Raw genomic sequence first — 16,649 nt, forward strand, 5'->3', positions numbered from 1 at the left:
GCTCCCGGCGACGATCCGCGGGGCCCGTCGCCTACCCGGCGACAGCGCCTGCAGCCCTACCACCTCTGTACCGACGTCCTGCTGGCCAGAAACTCGGGGAACGCATCCTCCCAGGCCTCCCTGACAGCAAGTCCGATGAGGCGGTACAGGGTCGGCCATAGCTCCAGGAGCATGTCGTGGTTGAGGATGCGGCACAGGTCGTCACGCATGCCTCCGGCGAGTACGGTCCGGTACAGGCTCATGCGCCGACGGGGCCGGTCCAGGTCGAAGACCCGCCCGGACCAGGCCACTTGCAGAGGCAGCTCGACCAAACCCTGCTCTGACCCGGCCAGTTCACTGAGGCTGGCGGGTAACCGGCGGGCGAACTCCCCCTCCGGTACACCACCGCTGCGTCGGAGTCAGGATCGAACTTGACCATGGTGTCGATTATCTCCCTGGGGTCGGCCGAAGGGGACGTGGCCAGGACGCTTGTGAACCGTCCTCGCGGTCACGCAAGCCGAGTTCCCGCAATGAGACATCGCCGATCCAGGGACCAGCGCTCCTCTCCAACGAGGCAACCCGTCGGTCCGCGGCAAGCCCTCAGCCTCGTGCCGGCCCGTTGGAGTCTCCCGTAACCGTGGTGGCCGCCGCGCCGGTGCTTGTGACAGCCAGTAAGTCGGCAGGTTCTGCTCGGGCGGAGTTTCAGGCGGATCCTCGCCGGATCTGTTTGGCCACGCCGGTCGTGTTGTAGCGGAAACGGGCCATTTCGAGGGTGACCCCGTACTCGTCCGCGATCTCCTCCGGTCCCCAGCCGCGCCGGACAGCGCCGAGAAGGAGCGGACGGGGCAGCATGAGGGTCCCGCCGAGAGCGGTCGCCTCTTCTTCCTGTTCGGGGCGGCAGGTCCGGAACGGCAGCCCGTTGACCTCCCGGATCTCTGTCAGTTCGTGTTCGAGAATCAGGTGCGACAACTCGTGCGCGATGTCGCTGGCCTGTCGGCCCTCGGCCCGCAGCGGGTTCGTCACAACGTACGCCTTCTGCTTGATCTCGAACGTGGCCGCGGAGAACGCGTATGCCTGCAGCCGCTCGAGTTCTTCCAGCCGCTCGCGTGCGACGAGCCGGTCGGCGCTGACGATCCGGACGCCCAAGTGGTCAGCAAGCAGTTCGACGCGGAGGCGGCCGTATTCGGCGATGCCGAGTTCGGCGCGCAGACGGGCAGCCTGCCGTTCCGCGTTGGCCTTGAAGCCCCTGGGGAGAGTCACAGCTCACCGGCTTCCACGAGGCGGAGCAGCTCGTCGCGCATGTCGTCGACGAGAGTCGCGAGCCGCTGCGGTACACCTGGGCGCATCACGTTCGTGGCGCGCAGGTGGCAGGCCACCACGGGGCGGGACGGTTCGACGTCGCGTGCGAGAGCGTCGTACAGGTCCCGCAGCACAGATCCGATCTTCGAAGCGGCCTCGTCCGACAGCCGCGGATCGGTCCGCAGGTGACTGATGGCCTGATCGAGCGGGGAGATCTCGCGTTCGGTGACCGGGGTGAAGAAGCGGCTGGCGGGCACGCCGAGCCAGGCACACAGCCGGGTGAAGGTGGCCAGGTCAGGCTGGGCGCCGCCTTCCACTCTCGAGAAGGTACTGAAGCTCACCCCCGCCTCGGCAGCAGCCTGCCGCAGGGACAGGGATCCTCGCCGCTCGCGCAGCAGGCTGCCGAGCTCGTTGATGTCGAGCTTTTCGACCTCTTCCGGCGCCACTGCCTCTTCGCTGAAGAGGTCGGGGCCCTCGCCGCTGTGACGCATGGTCCGACCATACCGCCAAAGCTGCTTTGCAGCTTTGATGCAACAGGCTCTGGATTCTCTTGCGAACCAGTGGTCGACTGCTGATACTGAGGATGTGAAGCCTCCGCTTCCGCCGAAAGGAGCACCGCCATGCCCACTCCTGAGCACCCGCCGCAGGACGTCCACGTCACCGTGACCTTCGCCCTCGCCCCCAGGCCGTACCAGCACAGGTACGCACCCCGGACCTCCATCGGCATGGTCGAAGCCGACGCACTGGTCGCATTCGAGGTGACGACCGACGGGACGACCACGTACGAGCTGGTCTACGACGGCGAGGTCGTTCCGCCCGACAAGACCGTGGGCGACCTCGCCCGGCACGGGCACCAACTGCGGCTGGGCCTGCGCACCGTCACGACCGCGGGCTGACCCGAGAGTCTGTGATGGACCTGGAGAGTCGGCTCCGTCTGGAGCGCGATCTGTCTCCGGTCGGGGAGTTTCTCGCCTCGGTCGGAGGCAGGCTCGTACGACGCGAACAAGATCCGCTCGGCGTGTACTGGGCGGTGCTGCAGCCGCACAACCGCGAACGGGCACCGTTCACCGCCCGCATCGTCTGGACGGTCTACCCGCACCGACCGCCGTCCGTGCACTTTGCCATGGAGCCCGGCGGGCCGACGACCGAGTCCGCGGCTTGGCCGGCAGCGAACGGTTACCGCGCCCCCAATGACATCTGCAAGCCCTTCACCGCCGAGGGCCAGGGACTGCACGCGGAGTGGGCCACCGGCCAGCATGCCTGGTCCTCGACCGGCAATCCGCTGCTCTTCGTCCTGGACACGTTGCAGGGCGACATCGACCGAGTCGACGGGAGGCGCGCCGCGTGATGCCCGAAGCGCTCTGTGTCTCGCCGTGGGCGCTCACCACGTTCGTCGATGACGTACGGCGTCATGGCCAACTCGCCCGAGAAACGGGCGCGTTCTTCCTGACCGCTCCGGAGCACCGTGACGTCACCGTCGTGGCTCTCGCCGGGGAGAGCGGCATCGAGCGTGCGTACGGCCGGTTCGTCATCGGTCTGCCCGCGATCGACAAGGTCTTCAGCTACGCCGAGGAGCGCGGTCTCCAGGTACGCGCGATGCTGCACTCCCATCCGCGCTCCGCGTTCCTCTCCCGTACCGATCTCCGGTACTCCCTGCGGGTCCGCGGCTTCGTCAACGCGGTCGTACCGAACTTCGCCGCTCCACCCAGTAGTCCTGCCGACTGGGGCTGGTGGCAGTACGACGGCGAGTGGGCGGTCTGTTCGCCGGCGGTCGCCGACGCCAGCTGCCCGTCGGCCTGTGTCGTCACCTTCGATGCGGAAGGAGTCCGAGAGCTCTATGAGCACTGACTACAGCCGCGGTCTGCGGCTGGCCGCTGCGGCAGTGGGTGCGGACGCTGTCACCCTGCGGGAGACCCTGTCCGCGACGAACGTGCACCTGACCGCGGATCCGGACATCCCCGGAGTCCTCGCGGCGCTCTCCGTCATGGTTGCCGATCTGCGCCGCCTGCCCTACCAGTTGACCCTCGACCCGACCGGGGGCACAGCCCCCATCCCCGACACGGTCCTCACCGACCTGCAGACCCTTGTATCCGGGATCGACCCCGACCGGCCCTTGCGCATCACCGCAGCCCCGGCGCTGTGCCTCCACGTCCATCTCGGAGTCCAGCCGCCGTCCGGCGCAGCGTTCAGCGGCGCACCCGACGGACACGGCGTTCGCCTCCGGCATCGCGGGCACGCGTTCCCGAGCCTGAACGCTCCCGGATCCGGGCTCGGCACCGTTCTGACCGCTGCCACCGTGACCGCCGAGGTCTTCAAGCGGACTACGGGACTGCGCCCCGGCACGTACGGGACCGCTCCGACGCTGGACTTCTGCCCGGTGACGCTTGCGACGGAGCCGGGCATGATGACCGACACGCTCTCCGAGATCAGGAGCACCGCCCTCGTCGGCGCGGGGGCGATCGGCACCGGAATCACTCTGATCCTCGGCCTGATGGGGACGACCGGCGAGCTGACCGTCGTCGAGCCCGAGTCCTTCGAGCCACCGAACGTCACCACGTACAGCATCGGTACCCGGCACGATGCCGACGAGCGCGTGCACAAGACCCAGCTCGTCCGCCGGTACCTGCCGCGCATGGATGTCACCCCCATCCCCCACTCCGCACAGGACTTCATCGACGCCGTCGACAACGGCACCGCACCATGGCCCCGTACCGTCCTCGGCGCCGTACACAGCGTCGAGGCCCGTCACGAGATCCAGCGGATCCACGCCGACCTCACCCTCGACGGCAGCACCGGCGGATCCGCTGGCACCACCCTCGCCCTGCACGAAGCTGTTCCCCAGGGCCCTTGCATCCGCTGCTACTACCCGCAGCCGACCGTCCCTGTGGGACCTAGCGCGGAGCAACTCCTGCACGAAGCAACGGGGTTGCCCCTGCAACGGATCGCCCGCGGTGACGAACTCATCACGGACGCCGACCTTGACGGGCTGTCCGCCCGTCACCGAGCCGCCCTGTTGCCGCATGTCGGCAAGCCCGTGTGCGGCGTGAGCAATCTCATGGGCCTGACCACGACCGACGCGGACGATTTCCAGCCCTCCGCCTCGTTCGTCGCCCAGCAGGCCGCGTGCCTTGTGGTCGGGGCGATGATCGCCCGCCGGACCGGACATGCCGCCGGGCCGATGCGGCACGTTGAATACGACGCCCGCGTCGGGCCTTGGTACGACATGACGACGCCCCGCCGTCCCCGCCCCACGTGCACGTGCCAGACCGACGCCGATCTCATCGCCCGTGTACGCGCACACCGCCGTCGCGAACCGGAGAGCCCGCCCAGCACCCCGCATGGGCAGGTTCCCGCGGCCTGAGGCCAACTGCTGTGAACAGGCCGGAACAGGCGGCACAGGTTTGTCCGAACGAGCCGGATCAGCGCAGTCGCCGCCCTCCTCACATCCCCGTCGAGAGGGCGTGCTGGAGGGCACGTTCGGTGAGGCGGCGCGCGAGGGTACCCGGTAGGAGGCGTCGGCGTGTGCGTTGGTGGGGACGGGCCCGATGCCGGCGGCGTGTTCGGCGGCTTCCGCAGGGCTCTTACCGATGGTCGTTGCCCCGGATACAGCCACCATCTCATGTACACGTGCGGCGACTAAGGACTCCTAACAAAATGAGTGGTGGGGAACGGTAGGCTCGGTGGCCATGAGTCAGAGCGGTTCGCAAGCGGCAGCATTCTTCCGAGATGTCCGCCAGAGCCGAGTGGTCTGGCTTGTCCGGGATGACGAGGGAAGCCCGACTCACCTCTCCGGGGACGGCACGCGAAGTCTTCCGTTCTGGTCGACCTCGGCCCGCGCCCAGAGGGCATCGAGGATCTGGGGGCGTGGGCTACGCGTCGGATCCATGCCCTTGGACACCTGGTGCGAACACGTACTGCCCGATGCCGCCCGGGATGGACTCGTGATCGGCATCAACTGGAGCGGGCCGCGTCTGGTCGGCTGGAGCTTCACCTCCGTGGAAGTTCTCAACCGCCTGGCGGCGACTGACTAGCCCACGGCATCGCTTGCCAGAGCGTGCAGTCGTCGCCAGCAGATGAGGGCGCATCCGAGGGTGAGGAACGCTTCGTGGATGTCGTCGCGTATCTCCCACCGGATCCGCAGGCGGCGGAACCAGTGCAGGTGGGCGAATGCGCGCTCCACGACCCAGCGTTGGGTACCCAGGCCGGAACCGTGCTCGGTGCCCCGGCGGGCGATGACCGGCTTCACCCCGAGGTCCCAGACGAGCCGGCGGTACTTGTCGTGGTCGTAGCCGCGGTCGCCCAGCACCACGTCCGGGCGGCGCCGGGGCCGGCCGCGCTTGCCCCGCACCGGCGGTACTGCCTCAAGCAGAGGGATCAGCTGGGTGACGTCGTTGCGGTTGCCGCCGGTCAGGGTGACGGCGAGCGGGATGCCGGTGGCGTCGGTGATCAGGTGGTGTTTGCTGCCCGTCCTGCCCCGGTCGACGGGGCTTCGTCCGGTCTTGGATCCCCCTTTAACGCGCGGATGTGGGAGCCGTCGACCGCCGCCCGGGAGAAGTCCAGGGCGTCCACGCTGCGGAGCTTGGCGAGGAGGATCTCGTGCAGCCGAGGCCACACTCCTGCCTCGGTCCACTCGGCCAGGCGCCGCCAGCACGTCATCCCGGAACCGAAGCCAAGCTCCTGCGGCAGGTGTTCCCAGGCGATCCCGGTATGCAGCACGAACAGGATGCCCTGGAACACGAGCCGGTCCGGATGCCGCTTGCGTCCTGGATGCCGGGTCCGACGCTCGACCTTGGGCAGTTGCGGCTCGATCACTGACCACAGCTCGTCATCGACATCCCACGGCTTCGGCCGAGCCACCCCACACCCCCAGATCAACAGTCCCGGACTGATCCAACCACCTCGAAGATCATTTCGTTAGGAGTTCTAAGAGTGCGGGATGTGGCGTTCCGCCGGTCTTGTCATCGCTCGATGGTGTGACGTTGGGGCATCGCTGCCGGTCAGGAGTTCAGGGTTCGCTTTGGTTATGGCATGAGCATGCGCAAGCCGTACCCGAGCGATCTCACCGATGAGCAGTGGGAGCTCGTCGAACCCGTGATCACGGCATGGAAGGCCCGGCATCCGTCGGTCAGCGGGCACCAGGGGAAGTACGCGATGCGGGAGATCGTGAACGCGATCCTCTACCAGAACCGCACGGGTTGTCAGTGGGAGTTCCTGCCCCATGACATGCCCCCGCCCGGAGCGGTGAAGTACTACTTCTACCTCTGGCGCGACGAGGGCACCGACCAGGACGTTCACGACCTGCTGCGCTGGCAGTTGCGGGAGAAGCGGAAGCGATTAGCCGACCCGAGCCTGGTGGTCCTGGACACGCAGAGCATCCACGCATCCGTCGGCGTCCCGGCCACGACGACGGGCCGGGATGCCGCGAAAAGGGTGCCGGGCAGGAAAAGATGCCTGGCCGTGGACGTGTTGGGCCTCGTCATCGACTGCCTCGTCCTGCCCGCCTCCGCGCACGAGAACACCGCCGGCATCGCCCTGCTGGACGGTGTCGCCGAGCAGTGCGACACCGTGAAGAAGGCCCTGGTCGACCAGGGCTTCAAGAAGAAGGTCGTCGAGCACGGCAAGAACGTGGGCATCGACGTCGAGATCGTCGAGCGCAACCCGGACGACAAGGGCTTCGTTCCGCAGGCCAAGCGGTGGATCGTGGAGCAGACGAACGGGATCCTGATGTTCTACCGCCGTCTCGTACGCGACTACGAACACCGGCCCGCCTCTTCCCGCTCCCGCGTCTTCTGGGCGATGACCTCCGTCATGAGCCGCCGCCTCACCGGAGCCACCATCGCCTCCTGGAGGACCGCGTGAGCGAGAACCCACAGGTCAGAGCCATCCTGGAACACATCGAGACCCGCGAGCGCGAACTGACCGACCAGGCCGGGCAGTTCCGGGACCGCATCGAAGAACTCACCCGGCAGCTCGGCGAACTCGACGCGGAGAGCGAGAACCTGCGCATCACCCGCAAGACCCTCCTCACTCTCCCGCTGCCCTCACCCGCCACCGGGCCGGACCACCCCGACATACCGGACCACCCCGCCTACCAGCAGATCCTCACCACCCTGGCCGACCGATGCGCGCCCGCGACCTCTGCCAGGCCCTCGACCTGCCGATCCTCCCGAAGAACACCGAAGGCATCCGCTCCAAACTGAAACGCCTGGTCAGCCGGGGCATCCTCATCGAACCCGAACCCGGCCTGTTCGCCCGCCCCGACGCCTGAGGTCCACCCCCACCCTCGACCAGCGGTCCTTCCCCAACCTCAACCACGAAACGGACAAGAGCTCACGTTCCGCACTCTAAGACTGCATGATTCTCGACTCACCGCTACGGTGAGCCGTGCGGCAACTGCTAGCACAATGCCACCGAGGAGCACATGAACGAGCCCGTTGGGTCGGACGCTGCCGCTCGGCCCGAAGGTGAGCCAGTATCTGGACCGGGGGCCACTTCCCAGGATGCGGCCGTCGGGGTCGCGACCGCCGCGGCCGGTGAAGCTGAGCGAGGATCGAGTACCTACGCGACCGGCGGTGGCGGCGTTTCGTTCGCGCACCGCGTCGCGGCTGTCTATCTCGCTGGCATGTTGACTGGCGAACGACGGGCGGAGGTCTCTGAGCTGCCGGTCCGGAGGGTGTCGTTCCAAACCGGTCCGGCGCACCCGGTGGATGATCTTCTGATCGAATGCGGCGATGAGGCAGCCGAAGTCATCCTTGCCGTGGCATGTCGAGCAACGCCGAACTTCGTCCAGAGCCATGGCGACACGGTGAAGCTCGTCGGGTCGCTGCTCGCCGAGGTCGAGAAGTTCGACACCGACACTCGCCAGGTCGCCGTCGCGACCGCCGGTCGGTCCGATCAGTGGGACCAGCTTGCAACGCTCTGCGGCATCGCGCGTGCTCATGCCGACCCAGAGTCGTTCCAAGCGTCCATGAACGTCGACGGCCGCTGGTCGAGGCCGGTGCGTAAGCGCCAGGAGCATTTCCTGGAGATGGTCGAGAAGGCCGTCGGAGACGACACAGCGCCGGAAGAGGTCCGGCGGCTGACGTGGCGGCTGCTTGGCCGGCTTCACATCCTCGGTTTCGCGGTTCAGAGCCCGGGCGAAGGCGACCGCGCGGCGGTCGCGACATCGCTGGACGGCGTGGCCTCGGCTGCCGCCGATGGGGTGGCGGTCCGGGACCGGCTCGAGATCGAGGCGACCCGCTACGACGCGACCGGCGCCGTGGTGGACCTCAAGGTGCTCCGCCGGGACATTCACGTGGTCTTGGACTCGGCTGCGACTCGAAGTCGGCGGGCGTGGTCGGTGCTTGCCGAGCAACGCAAGTTGGCCGTTGCCGGTGTGCGGGCCACTATCGGTGATGAGTCATCTGGCGGGCCGGTCGAGATCTCGTTCGCCGACCGCCGCGAACAACTCGCTGAGGCCCTGCGCGAGGCTGGTACCCGTGTTTCGGCTCTGCTGGTATCCGGCGAGTCGGGCATCGGTAAGAGCGCATTGACGCTGTCGGCCGTTGCCGAGTTGGAAGCCGCAGACCCCGCAGGGTTCCAAGGGGTGGTGGTCAACTTCCGCAGCCTGCCACAGTCGAGCCTGGAGCTGCGTACTGCGCTCGGGATGTCGATGGAGGACGTGCTCGCGGAATTGTCGGCACCTGCTCGGGTCTTGGTCATCGACGCGGCTGATGCTGCTCTGGAACGGTCTGCCGGCCTGTTGAGTGACTTGGTGCTGGCAGCGGCTGCGGCGGGCGTTGGGCTCGTGGCGGTGACATCCGACATGGCATCGGATTTCGTGCGGGAGCAGGTAGAGCTGGGGTTCACGAAGCCCATTTCATCTTTCGCGATGAGACCGTTGGGCGACGAGGACATCTCGATCGTCTCAGACCACTTTCCGCTTCTGCGTGCGGTCCTGCGAGACCTGTCGGCGAACTCGCTGCTGCGCAGGCCCGTTGTGCTGGACCTTTTGGCTCGGACAGGGGCGGAGCCAGACAGCTCACTGGGTGAGTGGGAGTGCCTTGAGCTGGTGTGGAGCAGGGTTGTTCGGGGCGATGGGCGCCCCGGTGTCGGTTCGGCGGAGGCACGTGAACGGACATTGCTCGCGGTGGCCGCGACGACGATGAAACTGCCCGAGGGCCGTCGGCCTGATGCAGGCGTCGATGCTGCAGCGGTTGACATGCTGCGTCGGGATCATCTGCTCGCGCCAGCGAGCCCGTACCGGGGCCAGCCGGAATTCGCACACGACGAAGTCCGGCGGTACGCGACCGCCATCCTTCTCGTCCGTGGCCAGAGCCCGACCGAGTTGCTGCAGTCAGCTGGGGCGCCCAGGTGGGCGCTGTCGGCTACCACTCTTGCGTGCAAGGGGCTACTGAAAGCACCCGACGCTCGGCCCGTTCGGAAGTTTGTCGAACTGCACTCGCAATTGCGGATGTTCGCGGCAGCACACGGACCCCGGTGGACTGACGTCCCGGTGGAGGCGGTTCTGGAGACGCCGTTCGCGTATCAATGTCTGAAGTCAGCGTGCACGGATCAGTCGATCGACCTGGCGCTCGGCGACGTGGTTCGAGTCGTTCAGCAAAGGCACAAGGCCAACGGGCGGGTCGACCGTCTGATCACGAACCCCATTGTGCGGATTCTCCTCGACAACCAAAAGCCGTGGAACGTCTCGAAGGAGTCGTTCGAGCTGCTTGCGGACTGGCTGCAAGCCCTGTCCCTTGCGGACGTTCCGGCTGGTAACGAACTGCGAATCCGGCTGCGGGACCGTCTCCTCGCCTACTGGAACTCGCTCCCTCTACGCGAAACCAGCGGGGACCAACTGCCCGGGTCGAAGTCACAGCATCGCCGACGCCGACGCACGCTGGATCACCACCTGACCAAGGAAGAGTTCGTCGAAACGTTGGCACTGCTCGGACCGGACATCGACGATGCCATCGAAGCATGCCTTCGGGCCATCGCCGACGACGCACCAGCGTTCCTGGCTCCGGCTGTGGACTCGCCGTTGAGCGCCCGAGCCTTGGCCCAGAAGGACCCGGAACTATTGGCAACGTTGATAGAGGCCTACTACATCGACGACGAGCCAAGCTGGCACCGAGATGAGGGTGTCCGGAGGCATCAGGGCCGGTGGAGCGGTATCGGACCACCGTTCTTCCAGTACTACTTCGGCGGGTTCTGGCAGCTGTTTCAGACAGCGTCGTTGTCGACCTCTGTGCGGGTGTTGAACAACATCTTGAACAGCGGTGCGCGGGCGCGCGTAGCAACGCTGTCGCGACATAGTTCGCCTGACGCCTTCGCTGGGCCCGCCGACGCCCGGAACGAAGACGCTGATGGCGAGACACAGAACGGAGAGAGTGAAAACCGCGGTGCGATTCTGAACCTTGACGGCACTGCCCGCCTGTACGTCGGCGACAGCCACGTGTGGAGCTGGTACAGGGGCACGTCGGTCGGCCCGTACTCAGCGATGAGTGCGCTCCAGGCAATGGAACGCCTTGCCGACATGTGGTTGAGCCAGGGTGTGTCACCTAGAAGGGTCGTCGAAGTTCTCCTGAATGGCTGCGAGAACCTCGCAATTCCGGGGATGCTGTTCGGTCTGCTCGTGCGCCATATGGAGAACGTCGACACCGACCTCGACCCGTTCCTTGCCGAACCGGTCGTATGGAAGTTGGAGTTCGGTCGTACGATGCGGGAGTACTCAGGGCTGCGTGCAGCAACCGAAGGGCTCGCTAACCTCGAACGCCGCCAGTGGACACCGCGTGAGGTAGCCATGCGGTTGATGATGCGCGGTGGGCAGGAGCGTGCCGAGGCTTTGAAGAAGGTCGCCGACAAGCTTGTCGAGAACGGCGACCGTCTCGGCATTAGCCAGGAGGCAACGAAGAACTGGGCCGCCAGCCTGGACTGGGACCGGTACCGAATCAAGCAGCATGGCGATGAGATGTACATCGAGGTCGAACCGCCGCCTGAGCTGCGAGCCGCACAAGATGCGCACGAGGCTCACCAAGAGGTCGTGCAGACCAGCTTGCGGCTGCAGAATCGGTACTGGGGCTCGGCCAAGCACGACGCCGAGTACGTGCCGCCCTCGTCGGAGGAGATCGCTGCGGACCTGGCGGCAGGCCGCGCCTTGCTTCAGTCCGATGAGGACCTGATGCCGAACCGGCCTGTGGACGCCGTTGCCCACGTCGTCCGAGCAGCCGTCGAACGAGCTGCCGTCGGCGATACAGACGCGCTGGGCAACGAAGCGCAGTTCGCAACGGAGCTCGTCATCGGTATCGCAGCGTCGTTCCAGGACGTTGAGGATCAGCGTCACGAGGACCAGTACTTCGACCTTGGTGCCGACCGAGCCGTGGCTCAAACCGTGCCCGCGTTCCTCACACCCGCACTGGCAGCGCCGCTGGAAGCCGCCGGCGGTTCGATCGAAGATGTTGCTGCAGCCGGTCTTGCGATGGCAGGCAAGGCGTCCTTGGAGACACGGCTGCACCTGGCGCGTGGATGCGATGTCGTCTGGGCGGCTCCATGCCACTTCGACCCTTGCATCCACCGGACTGCGTTGAACTGGTTGCTCGAGACCGCCCGTGGCGCAGAAATCGGTCCGTGGGACCAGGACGGCCAGCGATGGCCGAACGGTCAGATTGCGGGCGACGTTACCGAACGACTCCAAGAACTATCGGGTGACTCCCTCGACATCGCGGTTCTCGACGCAGCCATTCGCGGACTCGGTGTAGCCGCGTCGACAGACCACTGTTGCACAGACGACGCAACCACGCTCCTCGTCGAGTTCCTCGACGTCGAGCGACGCGCCATGGTCGCGCAGGAGAATGAAGGCTGGACCGCGGACGACCGCGGGACGCACACCCTCGTCGCCGCACGGGCCCTGCTCGAAGGCTTTGCGAAGAACAGTGACGCCGAACCGGTGCTCGAGCACCTCGACGCCCTTCGCGCAGATGCGGGACTGATGTCCAATTTCCTCCACGGTCTTGCCGCAGCAGGTGCAGAGAACGAACGGCTGGCCGAAGCTGCACGAGGTGTCTGGCCATCTCTGCTGCGCCACGCCGTTGGCTACCTGAGTGACGACCCGAACCCCTACCGCGACCATCACTGGGGCGACTGGGCTGCTGCTGCCCTGCTACCGGACCCTCTTCCGTGGGCGCACGGACTGTACAACGAGGTCGTCGGTGGACCCATCGACTGGGTCCGCGCTGAAGACCTCGTTGAGTCGATCGACGATTGGCTGCCGGTCGCTCGTGGGGAGGCCAAGTCCGTCGACGCGCTCATCGGCATCCTGCGGAAGCTCCCGGAGGAAGTGCAGGCCACCCGTGGCGTGCACTGGGTCTCCGACCTATGTATTCAAGATGGACGTGTCACGGTCAAACACTCGTGGTCTTCTAACAGCTGGCTCAAGGAAATTCGCAGAATGGCGGAGGAACTCGGCAAGTTGGACGAGTGGCAGATGCTCGTCGACTCCTTGGTCGTCGCCGGAAACGAGGGACTGGCGCCGTACAGCAGGTGACGTCTCAGGGGCCCTGCCCGCCCCTCGTGGGACTTCCGGATCCAGTAGGGCTTGGTCAGGTGCGCGCTGGACGGTACGAGCCGGGCTCGGCACCAGTACCTGGGGATCAATCGGTTCAACGGTGCGCGTCATCCCCGTGATGCTGTTTATCAGCCAGCGTGTTCTCGATTTCCGTCAATTCCCGTTCACTGAGCAGTGATGCGAGCGGTCCGCTTTCGTCGGTGAATGTGACACGTGTTCCCGAAATGGAGATCCTCCGTACGAGGTTCTCTAGTGACAGTGGAAGTCTTGACACCGCTATGCGGTCTGTGACGCTTAGTGACGTATCTCCCCACGCGCATTTGTGGAGAAGAAAATTAAGAGCGCAATCCTGGCGTCCTGCCTCCGTTGCCCGATCACGAGCCAGGGCATCTCTGATCGCTCCGCTCAAAAACTCCTCAGTGCTCTTCCCTGCCGCTCTGGCACATGAGCGCATTCTTTTCCTGACCGCAGGTGCGAAGGGAATGCTCATCCGTAGCATACCGTCCGGACCAGGAAAGAGAGTGCACAGGACATCGATAGGCAGGGAGTCTTCAAGTCGCCGCCAAACCTTCTTGATGGCGTGTTCCTCGTCCTGTGCCGATACGAGAACGGCGATGCTCTTACCGTCGTGCGACGATGCCATCGGCATGCCGCTGACCTGTCGCGCAGTTTTCAACTCAACTCCGCTTACCGTCCGGGTCAAGATGATTTCGATGGCATGCAAGGGCATGAGGACTCCAGGTCAGTAGAGCGAGATGGGGCCGTCGGGAATCCAACCTTCCACGTAGCCAGATACAAGAAGGGTCACGCCTTCCGGAGAGATCTCCTGGTGGCGGTATTTGAGCTCGTCGATTCCCCACCGAGTGTGTGACGGAGAGGCCAGCTGAAACAGATTTGACTCTTCGGGGCTGATCCGCACGATGAAAACGCGAGAAACGGTCCGGCGGTCGTGTTCCCAGCAGTCGGACTCGACTGTTTCGTGAACTCCGTAGACAGTGCCGAAGCGGGGGTTCTCGATGCGAAACCGCTCAGCGAGATATTGAGCAGCTCCGTCATGAAAATCGGTTCCGGCGGCGAGCAACACCTGCGGGACCGTCCAGCCGCTGCAGCAGCCACCACACAGCATCAGGCGGTGCTGGTCGTCCAGGAGGAGCAGCAGGACGCGGCGGTCGACAGCCGGCTGCACGCTATGGGAGGTCGCCATGCCGTAAGCCTGCTTCGATTGCTACTCAAGTAGCAAGTTGAATGCGGCTCCACGGGTGACTGCTTCATGCGGGCCGCATCAGATGTGCGCTGCGGTAGGCGGTCTGTCCTGCCTCGTGGGCGTGCACACGTGGCAGCGATTCGAGCCTTGCCCTGTCGTCCGTGAAACCTGCTATGAGCTGCGGAAACGCTGAAAAGGCGTTTGAGATTCGCGCTGCGGCGTTTTGGGGCTCCGCACGGCATCACGTCTGACCTGCGGCGACGGAATTTCCCACACATCCCACGAAGGCAACACGAAAGCGAGGGCTTGTGGGAAGCCTTGCTGGAAATCCGGACTGCGGATTTTCAACGAGGAGTGCAAGCCCGCTGGTCAGACGTGGTGCGATGCTCTCCGCACTGTTACCAGGACAGACAACATGATGTACCAACGACCGACCAGGGACAGCGTAGCGGATGTGCGCCAGCGGCCGTCCTCTGTATAGGGCCGGAGAGCGGGACAGTGAGCTGGAGTGCGGACCGTTCTGTTCGCTGCGGCTGTTTGTGGGCCACTGGGCGCTGTCCCGCCGGCGGCTTGCATGGCAGGTCGCCCCTTGATCGTGGAGGTCGGGGCTCTTGCGATGCACGCAGGCCGGATGGTGCCGAAGCCATGGCCCATGTATGGCTTCAGGGGTGCGAGCCCGTCATCGTGATCGGCGAGGTCCCGCGCCGGTCCGCGCCCGGTTCGACATACTTCCTGCCGTCATCGGCGCCTCTCGCCAGGTCATGGGCAGTCTCCGCACCCACGGCGCCGACGCCTGCGCGCGGCCGAGGCAAGGCAGTCAGTCCCCTGTTGTCGTGTCGACAGGCGCCTGCCGCGGCGCGAACGCGTACTACGGGCCGAGGGTGCCACTCTGGACGGTGCCCGAGCCGGTGCGTGACAGGCGGACCATGGCGCGGTAGAGAGCAGTGGGCCTCGGGGCTTCGGGCACTGCGGGGATGGGTGCGCCGGGCGCGGCGTAGGAGCGGAGCATGTGGCCGACGAGGCGGCGCCAGGCGTCAGGGGCGTCATCACCGGCGGCGGCGATGACGCCGGCGTTGGCCATGAGCAGGATGACGAGGTCCTGGTGGGTGAAGTCGTCGCGCAGGTGTCCGCTGCTGCGGGCGCGGGCGATGAGTTCGAGGAACCCGTTGTGTGACTCGGCGCGGCGGGCTTCGAGCGCCTTGGCGGCGGGGAAGGTCATGGTCAGGACGTCGGCGAAGCCGCGGTCGGCGGCCTGCATGGCGCAGACGGCGTGGATGTAGCCGGTGAAGCCGTGCCAGGGCTCGGGGTCCGCGAGGGCCTCGGTGACGGCGTCGGCGTAGGCGTCCATGCGGTCGGCGAAGACCGCGTTGACGAGTTCCTCCCGGGTCGCGAAGCGCCGGCCGAGCGTGGCTTTGCCGACGCCTGCCTCGCGGGCGACGGAGGCCATGGACACGCCGAGCCCTTCGGTGGCGAAGAGGCGGCGAGCGGCGGCCAGGATGCGGTCGCGGTTGCGCTCGGCGTCGGCGCGCAGTCCCGTGCCGGGCTGCTGCCACGGCGTCTCGTCGGAGGGCGGGGAGTTCATACGCCCACTCTACCCAAGTGGAACGGGCGGACCGCTTCTGCTGTACGGTGGCCCGCAGTGGAAGTGGGCCGCCTGGTCCACTTATTCGAAAGGCATGGGCATGCGCGCTGTCACGCTCGAATCCGTCCCCTCGGCCCCGGCCGTGGCCGAGGTGGACACTCCTCGCCCGGAGGCCGGGGAACTGCTGGTCAAGGTGGCCGCCGCCTCCTTGAACGGCATCGACATCGCCACCGCCGCCGGTTACACGCAAGCGTTTATGGAGCACCGGTTCCCGCTGGTCCTCGGCCAGGACTTCGCGGGCACCGTCGAGGCGCTCGGCGAGGGCGTGGAGGGCTTCGCGGTCGGCGACGCGGTCTTCGGTGTCGTGCTGAAGCCGTATCTGGGCGCCGGGTCGCTGGCCCAGTACGTCACCGTGGCCGCCGGCCACGGAGTCGCCCGCATCCCCGCGGGCGTGACAGCGGGGGACGCGGGCGCGCTGGGTGTGGCCGGGGCGACTGCCCTGGTGAGCCTGGACGCGGTGGCCCTGGCCGAGGGTGAGACGCTGCTGATCTCCGGGGCCTCCGGCGGCGTGGGTTCGCTGGCGGTGCAACTCGCCGCCGCCCGTGGGGTGAAGGTGATCGCGACCGCCCGCCCCGGCACGCAGACCGACTTCGTCAGCGGCCTGACCGGCGCGGAGGTGCACGTGGTCGACTTCACCGGTGACCTGGAGGGGCAGGTCGGTGCGATCGCCCCGGACGGTGTGGACGCGGTGCTGCACCTGGCGGGCGACGGCGCCCAGCTGGCCGCTCTGCTGCGGCCGGGTGGTCAGATCGCCTCTGCCACCGGCTTGACCCAGGACGACGTCAAGGGGCAGGAAGCCACGGTCCACACGATCATGGCCAACCCCGACGCCCGGATCCTGACCTCCCTGGCCGAGCGGGTCGCCTCCGGCGCGCTGCGTGTGCCGGTCACCGCCACCTATCCGCTGGAGCAGGCATCCGAGGCGTTCGCCGCCTTCGGCGCCGGCACCCCGGGCAAGATCGCCGTCTCCTGCTCCTGAC

General features: G+C 66.5%; 16 protein-coding genes. 9 read left to right on the forward strand and 7 right to left on the reverse strand.

Going from position 1 to position 16,649, the window contains the following annotated elements:
- Nucleotides 1-56 precede the first annotated feature (56 nt).
- From OG622_RS29030 to OG622_RS29040, 3 genes are all read right to left on the reverse strand, one after another.
- Nucleotides 57-311 carry a transcriptional regulator gene (locus OG622_RS29030; RefSeq protein WP_371579563.1) on the reverse strand — a complete coding sequence of 85 codons (255 nt, stop codon included), beginning with the start codon at nucleotides 309-311 and terminating at the stop codon, nucleotides 57-59.
- Between the two features lie 370 nt (nucleotides 312-681).
- Complete coding sequence (locus OG622_RS29035) at nucleotides 682-1,239, reverse strand: ImmA/IrrE family metallo-endopeptidase (RefSeq protein ID WP_371579564.1); 558 nt, start codon at nucleotides 1,237-1,239, stop codon at nucleotides 682-684.
- Nucleotides 1,236-1,769 (reverse strand): helix-turn-helix domain-containing protein, encoded by a 534-nt coding sequence (locus tag OG622_RS29040; RefSeq protein WP_371579565.1) that lies wholly within the window; start codon nucleotides 1,767-1,769, stop codon nucleotides 1,236-1,238. Before OG622_RS29040 ends, OG622_RS29035 begins: the two co-directional genes overlap by 4 nt.
- 129 nt (nucleotides 1,770-1,898) lie before the next feature.
- Here OG622_RS29040 and OG622_RS29045 point away from each other — a divergent pair, with 129 nt between their 5' ends.
- From OG622_RS29045 to OG622_RS29065, 5 genes are all read left to right on the forward strand, one after another.
- Nucleotides 1,899-2,174 (forward strand): hypothetical protein, encoded by a 276-nt coding sequence (locus tag OG622_RS29045; protein WP_371579566.1) that lies wholly within the window; start codon nucleotides 1,899-1,901, stop codon nucleotides 2,172-2,174.
- A gap of 14 nt (nucleotides 2,175-2,188) precedes the next feature.
- Entirely contained in the window at nucleotides 2,189-2,626 is a 438-nt protein-coding gene (locus OG622_RS29050) for a hypothetical protein (RefSeq protein ID WP_371579567.1), read from the forward strand.
- On the forward strand, nucleotides 2,626-3,126 hold the full coding sequence (locus OG622_RS29055; protein ID WP_371579568.1) for a hypothetical protein: 501 nt from the start codon (nucleotides 2,626-2,628) through the stop codon (nucleotides 3,124-3,126). Before OG622_RS29050 ends, OG622_RS29055 begins: the two co-directional genes overlap by 1 nt.
- Complete coding sequence (locus tag OG622_RS29060) at nucleotides 3,116-4,639, forward strand: ThiF family adenylyltransferase (protein ID WP_371579569.1); 1,524 nt, start codon at nucleotides 3,116-3,118, stop codon at nucleotides 4,637-4,639. Before OG622_RS29055 ends, OG622_RS29060 begins: the two co-directional genes overlap by 11 nt.
- Before the next feature lie 325 nt (nucleotides 4,640-4,964).
- The gene (locus OG622_RS29065) at nucleotides 4,965-5,309 is read left to right on the forward strand and encodes a DUF2750 domain-containing protein (protein WP_371579570.1); all 345 of its coding nucleotides are present in this window, start codon (nucleotides 4,965-4,967) and stop codon (nucleotides 5,307-5,309) included.
- On the opposite strand, the gene OG622_RS29070 is transcribed toward OG622_RS29065, so the two are convergent.
- Nucleotides 5,306-6,135, reverse strand: a protein-coding gene (locus tag OG622_RS29070) for an IS5 family transposase (protein WP_371579571.1) whose coding sequence is annotated in 2 segments (ribosomal slippage) — nucleotides 5,306-5,793 and nucleotides 5,793-6,135 — 831 coding nt in all. Because the reading frame shifts where the segments join, the coding sequence is not laid out codon by codon here. The genes OG622_RS29065 and OG622_RS29070 overlap by 4 nt on opposite strands.
- 171 nt (nucleotides 6,136-6,306) lie before the next feature.
- On the opposite strand from OG622_RS29070, the gene OG622_RS29075 reads away from it, so the two are divergent.
- The 3 genes from OG622_RS29075 to OG622_RS29085 all read left to right on the forward strand — a co-directional run bounded on the left by OG622_RS29075 (nucleotide 6,307) and on the right by OG622_RS29085 (nucleotide 12,802).
- Nucleotides 6,307-7,137: an IS5 family transposase gene (locus OG622_RS29075; RefSeq protein ID WP_371579572.1), complete on the forward strand. Its 831-nt coding sequence runs from the start codon at nucleotides 6,307-6,309 to the stop codon at nucleotides 7,135-7,137.
- Entirely contained in the window at nucleotides 7,134-7,478 is a 345-nt protein-coding gene (locus OG622_RS29080) for a hypothetical protein (RefSeq protein ID WP_371579573.1), read from the forward strand. Before OG622_RS29075 ends, OG622_RS29080 begins: the two co-directional genes overlap by 4 nt.
- 221 nt (nucleotides 7,479-7,699) lie before the next feature.
- Nucleotides 7,700-12,802: a hypothetical protein gene (locus tag OG622_RS29085; protein ID WP_371579574.1), complete on the forward strand. Its 5,103-nt coding sequence runs from the start codon at nucleotides 7,700-7,702 to the stop codon at nucleotides 12,800-12,802.
- Between the two features lie 115 nt (nucleotides 12,803-12,917).
- On the opposite strand, the gene OG622_RS29090 is transcribed toward OG622_RS29085, so the two are convergent.
- From OG622_RS29090 to OG622_RS29100, 3 genes are all read right to left on the reverse strand, one after another.
- Nucleotides 12,918-13,553, reverse strand: a complete 636-nt coding sequence (locus OG622_RS29090; RefSeq protein WP_371579575.1) for a hypothetical protein — start codon at nucleotides 13,551-13,553, stop codon at nucleotides 12,918-12,920.
- A 12-nt stretch (nucleotides 13,554-13,565) separates the two neighbouring features.
- Nucleotides 13,566-14,027 (reverse strand): hypothetical protein, encoded by a 462-nt coding sequence (locus OG622_RS29095; RefSeq protein WP_371579576.1) that lies wholly within the window; start codon nucleotides 14,025-14,027, stop codon nucleotides 13,566-13,568.
- An 868-nt stretch (nucleotides 14,028-14,895) separates the two neighbouring features.
- Nucleotides 14,896-15,609, reverse strand: coding sequence for a TetR/AcrR family transcriptional regulator (locus OG622_RS29100; RefSeq protein ID WP_371579577.1), 714 nt, complete (start codon nucleotides 15,607-15,609; stop codon nucleotides 14,896-14,898).
- Between the two features lie 100 nt (nucleotides 15,610-15,709).
- On the opposite strand from OG622_RS29100, the gene OG622_RS29105 reads away from it, so the two are divergent.
- A complete protein-coding gene (locus tag OG622_RS29105; RefSeq protein WP_371579578.1) occupies nucleotides 15,710-16,648 on the forward strand; it encodes an NADP-dependent oxidoreductase in 939 nt (312 codons plus the stop codon).
- The last annotated feature ends 1 nt before the right edge of the window (nucleotide 16,649 follow it).

This window comes from Streptomyces sp. NBC_01314 (genome assembly GCF_041435215.1).
Taxonomy (GTDB): Bacteria; Actinomycetota; Actinomycetes; order Streptomycetales; family Streptomycetaceae; genus Streptomyces.

Excerpts from the sequence above, each read along its gene's own strand:
- OG622_RS29040 (WP_371579565.1), bottom strand. The coding sequence starts at position 1,769 with ATGCGTCACAGCGGCGAGGGCCCCGACCTCTTCAGCGAAGAGGCAGTG.
- OG622_RS29045 (WP_371579566.1), top strand. The coding sequence starts at position 1,899 with ATGCCCACTCCTGAGCACCCGCCGCAGGACGTCCACGTCACCGTGACC.
- OG622_RS29050 (WP_371579567.1), top strand. The coding sequence starts at position 2,189 with ATGGACCTGGAGAGTCGGCTCCGTCTGGAGCGCGATCTGTCTCCGGTC.
- OG622_RS29055 (WP_371579568.1), top strand. The coding sequence starts at position 2,626 with ATGCCCGAAGCGCTCTGTGTCTCGCCGTGGGCGCTCACCACGTTCGTC.
- OG622_RS29060 (WP_371579569.1), top strand. The coding sequence starts at position 3,116 with ATGAGCACTGACTACAGCCGCGGTCTGCGGCTGGCCGCTGCGGCAGTG.
- OG622_RS29065 (WP_371579570.1), top strand. The coding sequence starts at position 4,965 with ATGAGTCAGAGCGGTTCGCAAGCGGCAGCATTCTTCCGAGATGTCCGC.
- OG622_RS29075 (WP_371579572.1), top strand. The coding sequence starts at position 6,307 with ATGAGCATGCGCAAGCCGTACCCGAGCGATCTCACCGATGAGCAGTGG.
- OG622_RS29085 (WP_371579574.1), top strand. The coding sequence starts at position 7,700 with ATGAACGAGCCCGTTGGGTCGGACGCTGCCGCTCGGCCCGAAGGTGAG.
- OG622_RS29090 (WP_371579575.1), bottom strand. The coding sequence starts at position 13,553 with ATGCCCTTGCATGCCATCGAAATCATCTTGACCCGGACGGTAAGCGGA.
- OG622_RS29095 (WP_371579576.1), bottom strand. The coding sequence starts at position 14,027 with ATGGCGACCTCCCATAGCGTGCAGCCGGCTGTCGACCGCCGCGTCCTG.
- OG622_RS29100 (WP_371579577.1), bottom strand. The coding sequence starts at position 15,609 with ATGAACTCCCCGCCCTCCGACGAGACGCCGTGGCAGCAGCCCGGCACG.
- OG622_RS29105 (WP_371579578.1), top strand. The coding sequence starts at position 15,710 with ATGCGCGCTGTCACGCTCGAATCCGTCCCCTCGGCCCCGGCCGTGGCC.